Consider the following 17,595-nt stretch of genomic DNA (forward strand, 5'->3'; position numbering starts at 1 on the left):
GATTTCGTGGCCGGGAGAGAGTATCTGTGCGAGGCATGACATGGGACCATCCGCGCGGTTATGATCCGCTGGCGGCGGCCACGCGCGAATGGCGGGCGCAGACCGGGCAGGACATCCAGTGGGATCGCCGCTCGCTGCAGGATTTCGAGACATTTTCGGTCGAGGAACTGGCGCGTCAATATGATCTGATCGTGATCGATCATCCCCATGTCGGGCAGGTCGCCGACGCCGGATGCCTGCTGGCGCTCGATACAGTCTGCGATCCCGCGTCGCTGGCCGCCATCGCCGCCGGGTCGGTCGGCGCCTCCTTTCCCAGCTATCACTGGAAGGACCATCAATGGGCGCTGCCGATCGATGCGGCGACGCAGGTGCAGTCCTGGGTGCCGGGCAGGTTGCCGGGGCCGGTGACGACATGGGATGCGGTGATGGCCCTTGCCGGGGCGGGAGGGATCGCGCTCGCCCTGCGCCCGCCCCATTCACTGATGTCGCTCTTCACCCTGTGCGGGCTTCAGGGACTGACCCTCGACGTGACGGGGGTGGACCTTTTCCCACCCGAAGCGCGGCTTGCCTATCAGCGCCTGTCGCAACTGGTCGCGCTGCTCGATCCGCAGGCCTATGATCAGGACCCGATCGCCGTGCTGGAGGCGATGGGCGAGGCGCGATCCCGCATTGCGGCGTCGCCGCTGATCTACGGTTATGTCAGCTATGCGCTGGAGGATTTCCGCGACACGCGCATCGCCTTCCACGACCTGCCCCTCGTCGGTGCGGCCGGTCCCGCCGGATCGGCGCTGGGCGGCACCGGCATTGCGGTTTCGGCTAATAGCGAACACCGGGACGAAGCCGCCGCCTTCGCCCTGTGGGTCGCGAGCGGTCCCATCCAGACGCGCGTCTATGCGCCATCTGGCGGTCAGCCCGGTCATGCGCAGGCGTGGGAGGATGCGGCGCTCAACCGCCAGACTATGGATTTCTACACCGCCACACGTGCGACGTTGGACGGGGCCTGGCTGCGGCCGCGCCATGCGGGCTATATGGGTTTTCAGCAGCAGGCATCTGATCGCCTCAATGACGCCCTGCGTGGTGGCGAGGATGCGGACGGGACGATCGCCGCGCTGAACCGGCTGTACCGGGCCAGCCTTTGATGGAGGCCGATCCATTGCCGCCGGACCTGCCCCTTGACGGCTTGCTGGTGCTCGACATGGCGCAATTTCTGTCGGGACCGTCCGCCGCCCTGCGTCTCGCGGATCTGGGCGCGCGGGTCATCAAGGTGGAGCGACCGGGCGCGGGCGATATCTGCCGCAGCCTTTACCTGACCGATACCGATATCGGCGGCGATTCGACCCTGTTCCACGCAATCAACCGCAACAAGGAGGGGATCGCGCTCGACTATCGGATGGAGGCCGACCGCGAAACGCTGTTCCGGCTGGCCGATCGCGCCGATGTCGTGATCCAGAATTTCCGGCCCGGCGTCGCGGACCGGCTGGGCATCGGGCCAAAGGCGCTGGGTGCGCGAAACCCCCGCCTCGTCGTCGGCACCATATCGGGCTATGGCGAGGATGGACCATGGGCCGGATGGCCGGGACAGGATCTGTTGGCGCAGGCCCTGTCGGGCGCGATGTGGCTGAGCGGCAGCGCCGACGACGGGCCGGTGCCCTTCGGCCTGTCGGTCGCCGACATGCTCGCCGGTCATCTGCTCACCGAAGGCCTATTGGCTGCGCTGGTTCGCCGGAGCATCAGGGGACAGGGCGCCCATGTCGAAACCAGCCTGCTGGAAGCGATGATCGATTTCCAGTTCGAGGTGCTGACCACCCATCTCAACGATGGCGGACGCCTGCCCCGGCGGGCGCAGGTGCGCAACGCCCATGCCTATCTCGCCGCGCCCTATGGGGTCTATCGCACGCGCGACGGTTGGCTGGCGCTGGCGATGACGCCTTTGCCTCGATTGGAGGAGGCGTTCGCTATCCCGCTCGCGGGGGACGCCTTTCGCGACCGCGATCGGCTGCGTCAGCTCCTGGCCGATCGCATCGCGCAGGAGGATAGCGAAAGCTGGCTTGCGACGCTGCGAGCGCGCGACATCTGGTGCGCGCCGGTGCTGGACTGGCCACAACTGATGGCGGACGAAGCCTTCCGCCGGCTGGAGATGCTGCAACCCATCGGGCGGGACGGCGACACATTGATGACCACGCGCTCACCGCTGCGCTTCGACGGGCTGCGGGCGCGCAACGGTCGCGGCGCCCCGCATGTCGATCAGCATGGCGCCGCCATCCGCCGGGAAATGGGCGAGGCCTGATCGGACCTAGACGGGCGCGCGCGGATCGATTAGCCCCGCGTCGCGCATCGCGGCCCACAGACTGCCAGGCACGGGTTCGGCCAGATGCGCGATGGCCGCATCCACCTCGTCCTTGCCCGCAAAGCCCGCGACCACCGTGCCGACGACGGGGTGTCTGAGCGGGAAGTGCAGGGCCGCGCGACCCAGCGGCACGCCATGGCTGGCGCACAGAGCATCCAGTCGCTGCACTCGATCGACGATCGCAGGCGGCGGAGCGCCATATTCATAATGGGCCTGACCGGCTTCCCCATCCCGCCCTGCGCTACGCGCCAATATGCCCGAATTATAAGGGCCGCCGATCACCACCTGAACCCCTCGTTCTACGCAGAGCGGGAACAGCCGATCCAGCGGCTCCTGCTGTAGCAGCGTGTAGCGCCCTGCCAGCAGCAGGATGTCGATATCGGCATGGGTCAGCATCTCCTCGCACACCGCCACTTCATTGACGCCGATGCCGATCGCCCGCACCGCGCCTTCGTCGCGCAACCGCCGCATCGCGCGAAAACCGCCGTCCAGAAAGGCGCGCATCTGCGCGGGATGATCCGCGCCATGGGCGAGGCGGCCGATATCATGGGCATAGAGAATGTCGATCCGCTCGCGCTTCAGGCGCTTCAGGCTCTGCTCGTGGGATCGCATCACCGCGTCATGGCTGTAGTCAAATCGGCTTTCAAAGGGTTCGGGTGACAGAAAGCCTTGCCGCACCGCATGCAGGTCGGCTTCGGGAAAGGGGTCCAGCCGCCGTCCGACCTTGGTGGAGATGATTGCCTCGCCACGGGGGTCGAGGAGAGCCAGCGCTTCGCCGAGCCGCTTCTCGCTTAGGCCGAAGCCATAATGGGGTGCGGTGTCGAAATAGCGCAGGCCCGCCGTCCATGCCGCCGCGATTGTCGCTTGCGCCTCGTCATCCGATATGGCGCGGAAGAGGTTGCCGATCGCTGCCGCGCCGAAGCCCAATGGGCCGATGCCGGATATCATGCCATTTTCTCCGTTAGGCCGTAAAAGGCGTGGGCAGCGCCACGGAACAGGCGGGCGCGCTCCTCAATCGACAGCGGCCCGCACAGCCGGAGCGTATCGCGTACCCCATCGGCATAGCTGTCCCCCGCGTGCAGCAGGACCGGCCAGTCGCTGCCCCACATCGTCCGATCACCGAAACTGGTCAGGATATGGCGGACATAGGGGGCAAGGGCATCGGCGGACTGGTCCGGCGCCTGCTGGGTGCGCAGGCCGGACAGCTTGCACCAGATATGCGGCCAGTCGGCCAGTGCCGCCAGATCGTCGCGCCACGGGTCGATTGCGCCGTGCGCGGCGTCGGGCTTGGCGCCATGGTCGATGACGATCGGCAGGGTCGGCCAGCGGTCGGCCAGCCGGGCGATAATGGGCAGGTGGCGCGGCTCGATCAGGGCGTCAAGCCGCAGACGATGATTCACCATCGCCTGCAGAGCGGGCGCGACGGCATCGGACAATATCCAGTCCGGATCGTCGATTCCCTGTAGCATCGGACGCAGACCGACCATCTTGTTGCGCGCTGCCAGGGCACCGATCCGGTCCGGCGCATCGGCCCGGTCCAGCCCGACCCAGCCGACGACGCCTAGAATCATGGGGTCTTTTGCGGCCAGATCCAGCATCCAGTCGGTATCGCGATCATCCGGCTGCGACTGGACCAATATCGTCCCGGCCAAGGGGAGGGGGGCCGCTGCGTCCCGCAGGTCGGCGGGCAGGAAGTCCCGGTACAGCGTCGGCCAGTCAGTATCGGGCCATTGGTGCCCCGGCGCATCGATCCGCCAGAAATGCTGGTGGGAATCGAGAATCTGCATGTCGCTGCCGTCGTCGCTCATGCGACGCGCCTTGCGTCCCGCACGACGATATCGCGGCTGTCCACCTGCGACACCATGGCAGCGGTTGGGTTGGGGGCGATGATGCCCGTAATCAGGGCGTGATCGACATGGCGCAGCGCTACGGTCGGCCGGGCATCGGGCGTCTCGACCAGAAAGCTGCAGTCGCGCAATGTCAGCTCCTTGGCGTGGCGGGCGTAGAAGCCGTGGGCAGGCAGGGTTTTCAGATAGGATATCTCCAGGCTGGTTTCGCGCCGATATTCGGGATTGCGCGCGGCATCCTGCGCCGTCCCGCCGCCCGTCGCCACGACCGAGATGTCGGAAAAGGCGATATCCTCGACCGGCGCATCGGCAATCCCCTCCACCGCGCAGGGAAAGGCCATGCGCGCGCCCGATATGCTGATCTGGTCGAACCGGATGCGACGGATGCGGCCGACGGGCGTCCCGCGCGGTGCCCGCATCCGCGCGCCATGATGGACCGCCAGCGGATGGTTCACCGGATCGCGCAGGCTGATGCCGGAAATGCTGACATCCTCCATCGTGCCGCCATCGACGATCCCGATCAACAGGCCACGGCTGTTGCGGCACAGGCAGTCGGTGATCTGCACATTGCGAAAGCCGCCATTAGTCTCCGTCCCCATCTTGATCCGCCCCAATGGTCCCAGACCGTCGGGCGAGAGATAGTCGGACGGGCGGTAACTGCCATCGAGCAGCGTGCCCATGGCATAGCCGCTGGTCTTGCAGCCGGTAATCAATATGTCCTCACACATGACGGCGCGGCCGAGCGCATAGCTGCTCTTGAGGACGATCGCATCGTCCTTTGGCGCGTTCACGACGCAGCCGGTCACGCGGACGTCGCGGCAGCAATCGATGTCGATGCCGTCGCGGTCGGTGTCGATCACCAGACGGTCGATGGCCATGTTGGTGCAGCCATGGGCGATTATGCCGAAATGCCCGCCCTGCAGGATGGTGAAGCCTACCAGGCGGACGTTGCGGCAGTTCATCAGGCCGATAGTCTTGTTCGCGCGCCCGATCTGCGCGGCTTCCCTGGGGTCGCGCAGCGCGAGATCGCGGGGCGAGATGCCGACCGCTGCTGCCGATTGCCATATAGCCCGCGCATGCCAGCGATCGCCGGGGCCTTCGCGATCCAGTCCGACGCCGTGCAGCATCCCTTCGCCCATGATCGCGATGTCGCGCGCGCCATCGGCGTAGATCAGGCTGTTGTGGACATGGGTGATGCCGAAATCCTGAAACTGTTCCTCCAGATAATTTTCGGGCGCGTCATAGCGGGCGCCGTGGCTGTCCGGGTCCGCCGCGACGATCGTCGATCCGGCGGACAGGTACAGCGTCACATGGTCGCGCAGCCGGATGGAAAAGCAGAGATACCGACCGGGCGGTACGAAGACGATCCCGCCGCCGCGCCGGGCGGCCGCATCGATCGCGCGGTTGATGGCCGGACTGTCGATCGCCTTGCCATCGCCGCGCGCGCCATGCCGCTTCACATCCTCGATTGCGCCGCTGGACAGGCCGCTGGCGGCCAGCGCGGGCGATCCCGCCACCAGTGCCAGCCCTGCCAACGCATGGCGCCGCGACAGCATCGCCCCGTCTTCGCTCACGCTGCCTTCGTCCTGTGGATCTCGCTCTTGCGCCATTCTTATCCTCTCCGCTCAATCGGCGCTTGCGACCGTTTAAAACATACGACATCATACAACATGAATGATGGCTGTCCATGCCGATTGATCCTGCCGAAAGGAAGTGCGGAATGAAATTATGTCGTGTGGGTGATGGCATCGAAAAGCTGGGCGAGCAGCGCCAGCGCTTCATCGCCGCGGCCTGAGACGATGGTCTTGGGACGCCTTGCGGGAAAGACCGCGCTTGTGACCGCCGCTGGTCAGGGGATTGGCCGCGCGACGGTCGAAGCCTTTCTGCGCGAAGGCGCGCGCGTCATCGCAACCGATGTACGCGAAGAGACGCTGGAGGGGTTGGCGGCGGCCGGTGCCGTGACGCGCGTGCTGGACGTTACGGACGCGTCGGCGGTCAGCGCGACCGCCGCCGATCATCCCGACCTCGACATCCTGTTCAACTGCGCGGGCTATGTCCATGCGGGTACGATATTGGACTGCGACGATCAGGCCTGGGACTTTTCCCAGGCGCTCAACGTCACCGCCCAATATCGCATGATCCGCGCCGTCCTGCCCGCGATGATCGCGCATGGTGGCGGGTCGATCATCAACATGTCGTCGGTCTGTTCCAGCATCAAGGCGGTGCCCAATCGCTTCGCCTACGGCGCGACCAAGGCGGCGGTGATCGGGCTCACCAAGTCGGTGGCGGTCGATTTCGTGACGCAGGGCATCCGGTGCAATGCGATATGCCCCGGCACTGTCGAAACCCCTTCGCTGCTCCAACGGCTGCACGACACGGGCGATTTCGACAAGTCCTATGCTGAATTTACCGCGCGTCAGGCGATGGGACGGTTCGGCCATGTCGAGGAACTGGCCGCGCTCGCGCTCTATCTGGCATCGGACGAATCCGCCTTTACCACAGGCACGATCAACGTGATCGATGGCGGCTGGGTCAACTGACGGCGATAAGCATGCCCGGCCGATCTTGGGCAGCGGGCGAGGGAGAGGATGATATGGGGTTGGGCAGAATCATGCTGCGCGTGGTGGCGCTGGCGGGCTGGGCGTTGGCCGCGCCGACTGTCGCGCGGACGGCAGCGGCGGTCGAAGTGCATGTCGCGCCTGCCGGTGACGACGCCAATCCCGGCACGGCCGCGCGACCGGTGCGCTCGCTCGCTCGCGCGCAGGCGCTGGTTCGCACGCGCAATGCCAGGGCGGACTTCACCGTCATATTGGCCGACGGCGCCTATCGGCTGGAACGGCCGCTGATCTTCCGGCGCGCCGATGGTGGACGGAACGGGCATCAGGTGACGTGGCGCGCGGCGGAGGGTGCCAGCCCCATGCTGTCGGGCGGCCAGCCGGTTAGCGGCTTCAAGCTCTATGATGAGGAAAGGCGCATCTATGTCGCCGACGTGCCGCGCGGCATCGACGCTCGCCAGCTATGGGTTGACGATACGCTGGCCGAACGTCCCTGGATCGAGATCCGCGCCACCGACCTGCGCTTTGGACCTGACGGCTTCGATATCGTCAATCCCGACCTCGCCTGGCTGTCCGGCATCCGCCGTCCCGACCGGCTGGAGCTGGAAGCGACCGGCTTCTTCACCGATCGCCGGTCCCCGGTAAAGGCGATCGCGGGCAACCGCGTGACCATGCAGCAACCGGCCTGGGACAATAATAGCTGGGGCTATGATACCGTAACCAAGCCAATATTTCCAGACGATTCACGCCTGTTTCTGGTCAATGCTCTGGAATTTATCGACCGAACCAACGACTGGCATGCGCGACCCTATCAGTGGTTCCTCGATCCGCAGGCGGGCAAGCTCTATCTGCGCATGGGACTGGACGAGGATATCGCCCAACGCCGGGTCATGCTCCCCATGCTGGAAGCGTTGGTGTCGATCAGCGGCACGACCGACCAGCCTGTCGAGCGGCTGCGGTTTGAGGGACTGCGCTTCTCCTACACCTCATGGCTCGGCCCTTCGCGGCCCACCGGCTATGCCAATCAGCAGAGCGGGTCCTTCCTGCTGGAGACCACGCCGATACGTCCCAAGGACGCGTGGACCAGTTGCGGCTGGGGTTGCGTCGAATTTGAATCGATGCGCCAGAAATGGAACCAGATGCCCGCCGCCGTCCAGGTTTCCGCCGCGCGCGACATTCGTTTCACCGGCAACCATTTTTCGCAACTTGGACAGGTGGCGCTGGGCATCGGCAACGACGCCAATGCCCATCTGACCGGCGTGGGCCTTGCCACGCAGGATATCCGTGTGACGCGCAACCGCTTCACCGTCCTGTCGGGCGGCGCGATCATGGCGGGCGGCATCCGGGTGGAGGCGCATCACCCCGACGCACCCGCCCTCATCAATCGCGATCTGGTGATCGAGGATAATGTCGTCGCCACCGTCAGCCAGGATTACAAGGACAATGCCGCCATCCTCACCACCTACATATCAGGCGCGCGGATCGCGCATAACGACGTGTCGGACGCGCCCTATGACGGCATCGCTATGGGCTGGGGATGGGGCTATAACGATGCGGGCGGCAATCCCAATTATGACGAAAAACAGCACGGCTATGTCCATAACCGGAAATATGCGACCCCCACCACGCTGCGCGACACGCTGGTGGAAGGTAACCGCATCCATGGGGTCAAGACCTGGTTCATGGACGGCGGTGCCATCTACAACCTGTCGGCCAATCCCGGCGCGGTGATCCGCGCCAATCATATCTTCGACATCAACAATCGGATCGGCATTTATCTGGATGAAGGGTCCAAGCATTTCCGGGTCGAGGGCAATGTCGTCGAAACCCAGGGCAAATGGCTGAACATCAACACGGCAGGGAAAATGTATCGCCGCCGCATTTCGACGGACAATATCGCGACAGGCAACTGGCATATCTCCAACAGCACCGGCGGTCGCTGGCTGGAGGAGATCGGCAATGTGGCCCGCGACAACAATCTGGTGCCCGATCGCGATTGGCCCGTCCCGGCCCGGCAGGTAATCGATCAGGCGGGCGTCCGGCCCTGACGGCCTGACCCGCCCCAGAAAAATGACGCCGCCCGCTTCATGGAAGGGGCGGCGCCAGGCCAGGCTCCGGGGGAGGGAGACGGTCAGAGGGAGAGGCGCAGACCCAGTTGATAGGTGCGATCGAGCTGATTGGACTGGGCCGGCATGGCGGGCGTGTCATAATATTGGCGCAGATAGGCCCGCTCGATGTTCACCATGTCGAACTTCAACGTCAGATAGCTGGTCAGGTTGTAGGATGCAGACAGGTCGAACGAGGATTGCGGTGCGATCCAGAGCCGCCGCCCGGCAGCGTCGGCCGAATTGGACTGCACGCTGCGCGACCGCCAGTTATAGGAGGCTTGCAAGGATACCGGTCCTTTTTCGTAGATGCCCGTCAGGTTGAAGGCATGGCGTGAAAGCTGGTCGGCAGGCACCCGGTCGGTACGGCCCTGCACCTGCAGCTTGCTGTCGACGAAGGTATAGTTGCCCTGAAAACCCAGACCGTTCAGCAGGCCGGGCAGGAAGTCGAAAAATTGCTGGTAGGACAGTTCGACGCCCCGAATGCGTCCGTCATTGGCGTTACGCGGGCGGTTGATCAGGTAGGTTTGGCCATTCACCGTCTCCTCTGCGCGGAACTCCTGGATGAAGCCGGTCACATCCTTCTGGAACAGCGTCACGGCGGCATAATTGGCCTTGCCAAAATAATATTCGACCGACGCATCATATTGATCAGCGGTGGTCGCGCGCAAATTGGGGTTGCCGCCGCTGCCGGTCAGGCTGTTGACGTCCAGCACCAGCGCGGGTGACAACTGCCCAAATTCGGGCCGGGTGATCGCCTTTGAAAAGGCGAGGCGCAGGAACAGGTCGGGGGTGAAGCGGGCGCGGACGTTTACGCTGGGCAGATAATTGTCATAGGGCGATCCGCCCGCAATCTGTACCAGTTGCCCGGCGGCGTTGCGCTGATAAACGCGCTGGACGCCATCGGTGCGCACGGCGCGCAGGCCCAGATTGCCGTCGATCGGCAGGGCGCCAATGTCGAAGGCGAACTGCGCCTGAACATAGCCGGCCAGCGTTTCCTCGCGATAATCATAGTTGCCGGTCAGCGGATAAGCCGGATCGTCGATCGGCACTTGCGCCAGATAGCGGGTCAGCCGCTTGTCGGAGAGATAGCGCGCGCGGATGGCCGCCCATTGATTGGTGGAGACGCGCTGGTCGCCCCGAAACAGCCGGTCGGGCGTCAACGTGCTGGCCTGTGCAAAGGGTTGGGCCAGGGCGTTGCTGGCGTTAAAGGTATAGACGTCGTAAATGGCGCGATGCTTGGTCCAGCGCCCGCCCGCGAGCAGCGCTGTGATCGGGCTGTCCTCAAATTCATATTTGACGTCGATCCGCGCCGAAGGCTGGCGCGCGGTGGCATTGGTGCCAAGGTCGCTATAGGCGGGTGATGTCCAGCCCGCCGGATCATTCAGGTCCACCCCGCTGGTCGAAAAATTGGGCGCTTCCCCCGTCAGGTCGACGCTGGCGCTCGGCGCGCGCTTGTTCAGCGTGATGCTGCGCGAATAAAAGGGACCCTTGCTTTCGGTATAGGCGAATTGCGCCGACAGGGTGAGGGGACCGGAAATCCAGTCTGCCGTCACCGCGCCATGATAGGTGTCATAAGGGTTTTCGGTCGCGCCCGTCTGGCTGCGCAGTACGGCATTGGCATAGCCGAAGGCGGACGGAACAGTGCTGCCCGGATTGAGCGTCGGCACGCCCACGCCGCGGGTCGCACTGTCGGTCTGCAACGTCAGTTGCTGGGTCGCCGATCGCCCGTTCGAATGGGTATAAAGGCCATCGAGCGACAGGGTGAATTCCGGCGCAGGCCGCCACTGGACGGCGGCGTAGAGAGCCGATCGCGTCCGCTTGCCCAGTTCGTAGCGGGCGCGGACCTGACCCGGCAGGGTGATGGTGTCGGCCGCCTCGTTGCGGATGCCGTTGCCGTTGACGTCGAACAGCGCGCGATTGTCCGCATAGGCGTTGGTGGAGGCCTGATAGCCGCCCGAATAGAAGGTTTCATACTGGCCGCCCAGCATGACACCGAATTCGCCCGATCCCAGTGCCCAGCGGTTGGACACGACGCCCGACAGGCGCGGCGAGGCGCGGTCGTGGAACTCGGAATAGCTGGCCGATGCGTTCGCCGACAGGTGGAACCCCTTATAGTCGAACGGGCGCGCGGTGCGGATGTTGATGAGACCGCCCAAACCGCCCTCGATCTGGTCGGAGGTCGCGGTCTTGTAGACATCCAGTCCCGACAGCACGTCGGCGGAGAAGTCCAGCAGTGATGCGGTGCGGTTGGTGGTGGAGAAAATCTGCCGGCCGTTCACGGTCGTCATTACCTGACGCAGCCCCTTGACCACATAGCTGTTGCCTTCGCCGCGCGTGTTGCGGGAAATCTGGACGCCTGGAATGCGCTGCAGCGTTTCGGCGATGCTGGTATCGGGCAGGTTGCCCAGATCCTCCGCCAGCAACGAATCCTGGATCTGGCCCGCATTGCGCTTGGCATTGGCCGAATTGGCCAGCGTCGCCCGAAATCCCGTGACGATAATATCCTCGCTACCGGATTCGGAGGCCGCCTGCTGTTGCGCGTGAACAGGGGCTGCCGACAGGGCCATGATGGCCGCGCTGCTCAGCAGGATCGATTTCGGGGGCATGCTCTTCCTCTCCATGCGGTGGCGTCTTGCGCGCGTTTTTTGCCTCGCCATTGTTAGCGAGCGTCCGGCTCAATGCAACAATGATATTACATATTATGAATATGGTTATTCAAAGCGGATGGAATCGATCGCCGACTCAGCGCCTTCCGCTAGCTTTATCTGCAACCGATAGCTGCCCGCGTTGATGAAGCCGGGCGTCTGGACAGACGCGACCTGCCAGTCACTGCCGCCCTCTAGCGTCATCGGCATCTGCGCAATCGCGATGCCACTGCTGTCGATCAGGACGATCTGCGCCTGCCGCTCCGCGCCAGGTGGCACCTGGTATCGGATCTGGATGGTCCGGCGGGCGGCGGCGCCGCTTTCCACCGGCAGGGACAGCGTACCGGGTCGCGCGCCGATCGCCACATAGCCCGGACCCGAATGGCCGCGCAGGCGATTGGCGATGGGCGCATCTTTGCCTGTCACGGCCTTGTCCTCCGCCTCGAACAGGGCGCGATCCTTGGCGAAGGTGAAATTGCCCGGCGCATATGGCGACGGCAGCGCGCGGCGCAGCAACAGGGGCGTGGCCAAGGGCAGGCTGATTGCCTCTCCAGTGGCTAGCGCGCGCGTCACGAACCGCATCGGGCGCATCTTTCCGTTGTCCGGACGGATGAGTGTCCCTTGTTCCTCGCTCGCCTGCCAGCCGGTCGGTATCGCGTCGTCCGGGGCGATGGCGCGATACAGCGTCAATGCTTCGCGCGCTCTCAAGCGTATGCTGCCGCGATCGCCCGACCGGTGGGGTTGCACCGCGTCGCTGTCCAGCAGGGCAGGGGACAGCCCCGTCCAGCGCCACTGACCAGAGGCGATGTCGCCATTGTCGACGAACCGCGCCAGGGTCGCGCCCTTGCCCGTCATCGCCGCGACCATATCGCTTTCGGCAGGCGGCGGCGCTATCGCCGCCCTGGACCGATCGTCACGGTTGGCGATGGCGATGGCCGACAGCACAGCCTGCCCAGCTTTCACCTCAGGAAAGTCGATTCGCAATTCACCGCCGCTTATGTCGGCGTCCACCACATGGCGCACTGCCCGGCCAAAGCCCGCTTGTGCGAACAGGTCCAGATCGTCGATCACCGTCCGGCCATTCACCGCCACGTCGAACAGGCGCCACCCGCGTGCGTCGATCCCCGCGCGGCCATACCAGGGTTCGACGAAGTAAAGTTCGATCCGATAGCGCCCGTCCGGTACCCTGAAGCGATAGGCGAGCGCGTCGCGACCAAAGCGCAGGCTGTCGAACAGGGTCGGATCGTCGGTTCCTTCGACGGGATCGAAAACGGGCCGCCTGCTGCCCAGCATCGGGTCCAGCCCGGTAAAAGCCTGCGCCCAGCTTTCCCAGCCCCATTGGCGTCCTGGCGCATATTGACGGTCGGAGTCCCAGCGCTGGCCATGCGCATCGATATGGGCATCGCCACCGGCATTGACCCGATAGAGATAGCGATAGCCCGGCTCTGCCGCCGTGATCGAAGGGATGGCGGGGCGCTCCGTCCGGTCGCCCGGCGCGGCGGGCAGATTGTTCAGCCGCACCTGGTCCCGCGCGGCAATTCGATCGCCGATCAGGCAATGCGCTGCCAGCCGGTCATAACGTACCGGCATGTCGTTCCAGACGAAACGCCCCTCCGCATCGCGGCGCTTGCGCCCCAGGCTGATCGCGGCGCTTGCGTCGTTGAACAGTTCGACCGCCTCGCAATTGGAATAAACCTCAATCCCCGACCGGATGCCGGGCGATCGCCAGCGGTCGGGCCAGCTATGCGACACGATATAGACCATTGGCGCGACTGTCGCGGATACGTTGCGGGCGCGATACATATAATAGGCGTCGGTCGGTTCGCCCCACAGCGTCATCAGCCCCTTGTTGTTGGCCGGACCGATATGATCGAGCGCCCGCACCCCGTCCCATATCTGCGTGCCGTCCGCCCGCATCGGCCGCCCCGGATTTTCATGGGTGGCAAGCAGCCACTGGAAATGACCGACGGCCTTGTCCGCTGCCGTTTCGGCAAGGCGCGCCTTGGTCTGCATCAGCCCGGCGAAATGCTCCTCCGACGTGGGGGGCGTGCCCTTGGCCGGGGCCTCGGCGTGCAGGTCGATCGACCGCCAGCCACCATATTCACCCACCAGCCCCTGCTCCGCCAGTTCCTTGCCGAATTTCAGGGGATCGCCGCCATAGGTGCCGGACCAGTTTTGCGGCACGTTCCAGTCGGCGCCCTCACCGCCGTTGCAGGTCACGACCAGCCTGCCACGCGAGGCTGTCGGGTCCAGTTCGCGAATGACCGCCACCATCTCGCGTGCAAAGTCGGCGGGCAGGCGACTTTCATTCTGCAACCCCCACAGAAAGACCGCCGGATTATTGCGCCGCTCGCGCACCCAATCCTCCAGCCGTGCGCGAAAATTGGCGCGAAAGGCCGGGTTGTCGAACCAGATATGGGCGCTGAACTGCGGCCACCACAGCATGCCCGTCCTGGCGATTTCCTGGCCGTAACGCAGATTATGGGGATAATGGGCATCTCGAAATGCGTTGAACCCCGCCGCACGCGCCTGGCCCACACGGGCGACCACCTGCGCGTCGGAAAAGGCATGCGACCCGCCCAGCATATGCTCATATTCGGCGATGCCGCGCAGGAAGACGGGCTTGCCATTGACCAGCAGGCGCCGTTGGCCATTCGCGTCCTTGCTGATGACGACATCACGAATGCCATAGGTCGTGCGCGTTTCGTCGATGATCCGCCCGTCCTCGCGCACGATGGTGACCAGGCTATGCAGATAGGGCGTATCGGGCGACCAGAGGCGTGGCCGGACGATGGCGGGCAGGGCGCGCTCGACACTGGCCGACTGTCCCGCCGCCAGCCGCTGCGGGAAGCGGGTCGATGTCACCGTCCGTCCATCAGCGTCGATCATGGCGACCTCCACCTCCATCTGGCGCGCGCGGTCCGATCGGTTCTCCAGTTCGACGCGGGCCGTCAGCCGGGCGGCGGCCGCATCGATCGCGCCCGGCGCTCCCCAGGCATAGGCGCCCATGGGCTTCACTCGCAGGGCCGACGACCGCTCGACATGGACCGGGCGAAAGATACCGAAAGGTTGCGATCCTTCGGCGAAACCGTTTTCCGGCTGATCGTCACCCGATATCCAGGGCAGGTCGGTGATGCCCGCGGGATTATCCAACCGCACCGCGATTTGGTTGTCACCGGGGCGCACGGCGTCGGTGATGTCCACGGCAAAGCTCGTCAATCCACCGGCATGGCTGCTGATCGCCTGACCATTGATCCAGATCGAAGCATAGCTGTTCACCCCCTCGAACCGCAGGGCGATCCGTTCGTCGGCGCGAGGGGCGGCGATCGCCACCGTCTTGCGATACCAGGCGACACCGTGGCGGGCGCCGACGCGTAACTGGCGGTTATAGGCATAGCCCTGCCAATTATGGGGGACGGCGACCTGCCGCCAGCCGCGCGTGTCGACATCCGCATCTGCATAAGCGGTAGGTGAGAGGGCGCGCGCGCCATCCTGCGCTTCGATCAGGATCGACGCCCATTGCCCTTCGATGCGGATGCTTTGTTGCGCTTTAGAGGTCGTCGCGCTGGATAGTCCCAGCAGGATCACCGCACAGAACTGAAAGGCCAGTCTCCACACAGGTGGGCGTGATGACAGCATATACTCTCCCATGTGCACCGCTTGGATTTGTATGACGTCTGATATATTGTCGGGCCGACCGGGACAAGCGCCGGAAAAAATTGGAGAGGAAAGCCTATGCGGATCGACAGGCGGGATGTGCTGCGGGGCGGACTGCCGACGATCGCCGGGCTGGGATGGCCCGGAAGCAGAGTAGTCGCCGCAGCACCCGACGCCGCCGAACCGCTGTCCCGATCCCTGCTATGGTACGGCCAGCCCGCCCGCGTGTGGGAAGAGGCGCTTCCGGTCGGCAACGGGCGGCTGGGCGCGATGATCTTCGGCGGGGTCAAGCGCGAACGGCTGCAGTTGAACGAGGATACACTCTGGTCGGGCGGTCCTTATGACCCTGTAAACCCGCGCGGGCGGGCCAGTCTGAAGCAGGTGCGGGCGCTGATCTTCGCCAGGCGCTATGCCGAGGCGGAGGCGCTGGCGGCGCAGGACATTCAGTCGCTGCCCATGCGGCAGATGTCCTACCAGTCGCTGGGCGACCTGCTGATCGAGCTGCCGCTGGTCAACGAAACCGACGTCACCGCCTATCGCCGGTCGCTCGACCTGGATTCGGCGATCGCCGAAACGCGCTTCACGGCGGCGGGACAGGATTATATCCGCACGGTGTTCGCTAGCCATCCCGACCAGCTACTGGCGATCCGCATGACCAGCGACGCCCCGTTCGACCTGTCGATCCGGCTGGAGACCGGTCAGCGCGGCACGGCGGCGATCGAGGATGGCGCGCTGCTGCTGTCGGGTGTGAACAATCAGGATCGTGGCGTTGCAGGCGCTTTGAAATTTCAGGCGCGGGCCATCCTGCGGGCCGATGGCGCGCCGGTGCAGGCGGATGGCGACGCGCTGGTCGTCCGGGGTGTACGCGCGGTGGAGATCATGCTGGCTGCGGCGACCAGTTTCCGGTCGCCGGGCGATCAATCGGGCGACCCCGGACGCCTGACTGCCGACCGGCTTGCGGCGGTGGCGGTCACCGATCATGCGACGCTTCGCGACCGGCACATGGCGTCGCATCGCGCTCTGTTCCGCCGGGTGACGATCGATCTGGGCGATGCCGGGAAGGGCGGACGGCCCACCGACCAGCGCGTGCGGCGTGGCGGCGGGCAGGAGGACCCGGCGCTCGCCGCGCTCTATTTCCAATATGGCCGCTATCTGATGATATGCAGTTCGCGCCCCGGCTCACAGCCCGCCAATCTGCAGGGCATATGGAATGACAGCAACCGGCCGCCCTGGGGATCGAAATATACGCTGAACATCAATGCCGAGATGAATTATTGGCCCGTGGACAGCGCTGCCCTGTCGGAATGTTTCGATCCCTTCGTCACTCTGGTCGAGCAACTGGCGGAAAGCGGGCGCAGGACCGCGCGCACGCTCTATGGCGCGCGGGGATGGGTGGCGCATCATAATACGGACCTGTGGCGGGCATCGGCCCCGGTCGATAATGTGCGGACGGGCCTGTGGCCCTGCGGCGGGGCCTGGCTCGTCTGTCAGCTATGGGATCATTGGGACTTTCACCGCGACGACGCCTATCTGGCGCGCATCTATCCGCTGATGCGTGATGCGGCCCTGTTCTTCGTCGATACGTTACAGGCTGAACCCGGCACCGACTATCTCGTCACCAACCCTTCCAACTCACCCGAAAACCAGCATCCCTACGGATCGACGCTATGCGCCGGACCGGCGATGGACAGTCAGATATTACGCGACCTGTTCGACCGCACCGGCGACGCCGCGCGCCGCTTGGGCCGGGATGCGGCGCTGCGGCGCGCCTTTGCGCAGACGCGGGCGCGGCTGGCGCCCGATCGGATCGGGGCGGCGGGCCAGCTTCAGGAATGGCGGCAGGATTGGGACATGGCCGCACCGGAGCCGCAGCATCGCCATGTCTCGCATCTCTACGCCCTTTATCCCGGTCAGCAGATCGATCGGGACGCCACGCCCGACCTTGCTCGCGCGGCGCGGCGGACGCTGGACCTGCGCGGCGACGATGCGACCGGCTGGGGATTGGGATGGCGGCTCAACCTGTGGGCACGGCTGGGCGACGGGGAGCGCGCGCATGCCATATTGGCGCGGCTGCTGGCCCCTGAGCGGACCTATCCCAATCTGTTCGACGCACATCCGCCCTTTCAGATCGATGGCAATTTCGGCGGCACGGCGGGCATTATCGAAATGCTCGTGCAAAGCCGGGAGGAGGTGACGCGCCTGCTCCCCGCGCTCCCCCGCGCCTGGCCGAGCGGGTCTATCGCCGGCATCGCCCAGCGCGGCGGCGTCACGATAGAACTGACCTGGCGCGAGGGGCAGGTTGAACGGCTGACGCTCACTGCCCGCCATCCGATCCGCCGACGGATCATCGCGCCCGCCGGCGTCGCGACCGTCGCCCTGCGCGCCGGGGAGCGGCGGACGATCGGCCCCGCCGATTTTACCGCCGCCTGAACGGTA

At 65.1% G+C, this 17,595-nt stretch carries 10 protein-coding genes; 5 read left to right on the top strand and 5 right to left on the bottom strand.

Translation table 11 applies throughout. The features are described 5' to 3' along the window. The first annotated feature begins 35 nt into the window (after nucleotides 1-35). Complete coding sequence (locus WFR25_RS05205; RefSeq protein ID WP_336974703.1) at nucleotides 36-1,139, top strand: extracellular solute-binding protein; 1,104 nt, start codon at nucleotides 36-38, stop codon at nucleotides 1,137-1,139. Continuing rightward, nucleotides 1,139-2,287, top strand: coding sequence for a CaiB/BaiF CoA transferase family protein (locus tag WFR25_RS05210; protein WP_336969191.1), 1,149 nt, complete (start codon nucleotides 1,139-1,141; stop codon nucleotides 2,285-2,287). The genes WFR25_RS05205 and WFR25_RS05210 overlap by 1 nt, the downstream gene beginning before the upstream one ends. 6 nt (nucleotides 2,288-2,293) lie before the next feature. On the opposite strand, the gene WFR25_RS05215 is transcribed toward WFR25_RS05210, so the two are convergent. The 3 genes from WFR25_RS05215 to WFR25_RS05225 are packed head-to-tail and all read right to left on the bottom strand — an operon-like array spanning nucleotide 2,294 to nucleotide 5,804. Continuing rightward, nucleotides 2,294-3,295, bottom strand: coding sequence for an aldo/keto reductase (locus tag WFR25_RS05215; RefSeq protein ID WP_336969192.1), 1,002 nt, complete (start codon nucleotides 3,293-3,295; stop codon nucleotides 2,294-2,296). After that, on the bottom strand, nucleotides 3,292-4,155 hold the full coding sequence (locus WFR25_RS05220; protein WP_336969194.1) for an amidohydrolase family protein: 864 nt from the start codon (nucleotides 4,153-4,155) through the stop codon (nucleotides 3,292-3,294). The genes WFR25_RS05215 and WFR25_RS05220 overlap by 4 nt, the downstream gene beginning before the upstream one ends. Continuing rightward, the gene (locus WFR25_RS05225; RefSeq protein WP_336969197.1) at nucleotides 4,152-5,804 is read right to left on the bottom strand and encodes a rhamnogalacturonidase; all 1,653 of its coding nucleotides are present in this window, start codon (nucleotides 5,802-5,804) and stop codon (nucleotides 4,152-4,154) included. Before WFR25_RS05225 ends, WFR25_RS05220 begins: the two co-directional genes overlap by 4 nt. Before the next feature lie 189 nt (nucleotides 5,805-5,993). On the opposite strand from WFR25_RS05225, the gene WFR25_RS05230 reads away from it, so the two are divergent. Continuing rightward, a complete protein-coding gene (locus WFR25_RS05230) occupies nucleotides 5,994-6,734 on the top strand; it encodes an SDR family oxidoreductase (RefSeq protein ID WP_336969199.1) in 741 nt (246 codons plus the stop codon). A 53-nt stretch (nucleotides 6,735-6,787) separates the two neighbouring features. Then, a complete protein-coding gene (locus WFR25_RS05235; RefSeq protein WP_336969201.1) occupies nucleotides 6,788-8,797 on the top strand; it encodes a right-handed parallel beta-helix repeat-containing protein in 2,010 nt (669 codons plus the stop codon). 83 nt (nucleotides 8,798-8,880) lie between these two features. On the opposite strand, the gene WFR25_RS05240 is transcribed toward WFR25_RS05235, so the two are convergent. Then, the gene (locus WFR25_RS05240) at nucleotides 8,881-11,463 is read right to left on the bottom strand and encodes a TonB-dependent receptor (RefSeq protein ID WP_336969203.1); all 2,583 of its coding nucleotides are present in this window, start codon (nucleotides 11,461-11,463) and stop codon (nucleotides 8,881-8,883) included. 105 nt (nucleotides 11,464-11,568) lie between these two features. Further along, nucleotides 11,569-15,141 (bottom strand): malectin domain-containing carbohydrate-binding protein, encoded by a 3,573-nt coding sequence (locus WFR25_RS05245; protein ID WP_336969205.1) that lies wholly within the window; start codon nucleotides 15,139-15,141, stop codon nucleotides 11,569-11,571. A gap of 96 nt (nucleotides 15,142-15,237) precedes the next feature. Here WFR25_RS05245 and WFR25_RS05250 point away from each other — a divergent pair, with 96 nt between their 5' ends. Next, entirely contained in the window at nucleotides 15,238-17,589 is a 2,352-nt protein-coding gene (locus WFR25_RS05250; RefSeq protein ID WP_336969207.1) for a glycoside hydrolase family 95 protein, read from the top strand. The last annotated feature ends 6 nt before the right edge of the window (nucleotides 17,590-17,595 follow it).

The sequence above is a fragment of the Sphingobium aromaticiconvertens genome (assembly GCF_037154075.1).
In the GTDB taxonomy this organism is placed as follows: Bacteria; Pseudomonadota; Alphaproteobacteria; order Sphingomonadales; family Sphingomonadaceae; genus Sphingobium; species Sphingobium aromaticiconvertens.

What these genes read in the sequence shown, in the direction of transcription:
- WFR25_RS05205 (WP_336974703.1), top strand. Translation starts at nt 36, where the DNA reads ATGACATGGGACCATCCGCGCGGTTATGATCCGCTGGCGGCGGCCACG.
- WFR25_RS05230 (WP_336969199.1), top strand. Translation starts at nt 5,994, where the DNA reads ATGGTCTTGGGACGCCTTGCGGGAAAGACCGCGCTTGTGACCGCCGCT.
- WFR25_RS05245 (WP_336969205.1), bottom strand. Translation starts at nt 15,141, where the DNA reads ATGCTGTCATCACGCCCACCTGTGTGGAGACTGGCCTTTCAGTTCTGT.
- WFR25_RS05215 (WP_336969192.1), bottom strand. Translation starts at nt 3,295, where the DNA reads ATGATATCCGGCATCGGCCCATTGGGCTTCGGCGCGGCAGCGATCGGC.
- WFR25_RS05225 (WP_336969197.1), bottom strand. Translation starts at nt 5,804, where the DNA reads ATGGCGCAAGAGCGAGATCCACAGGACGAAGGCAGCGTGAGCGAAGAC.
- WFR25_RS05240 (WP_336969203.1), bottom strand. Translation starts at nt 11,463, where the DNA reads ATGCCCCCGAAATCGATCCTGCTGAGCAGCGCGGCCATCATGGCCCTG.
- WFR25_RS05210 (WP_336969191.1), top strand. Translation starts at nt 1,139, where the DNA reads ATGGAGGCCGATCCATTGCCGCCGGACCTGCCCCTTGACGGCTTGCTG.
- WFR25_RS05250 (WP_336969207.1), top strand. Translation starts at nt 15,238, where the DNA reads ATGCGGATCGACAGGCGGGATGTGCTGCGGGGCGGACTGCCGACGATC.
- WFR25_RS05235 (WP_336969201.1), top strand. Translation starts at nt 6,788, where the DNA reads ATGGGGTTGGGCAGAATCATGCTGCGCGTGGTGGCGCTGGCGGGCTGG.
- WFR25_RS05220 (WP_336969194.1), bottom strand. Translation starts at nt 4,155, where the DNA reads ATGAGCGACGACGGCAGCGACATGCAGATTCTCGATTCCCACCAGCAT.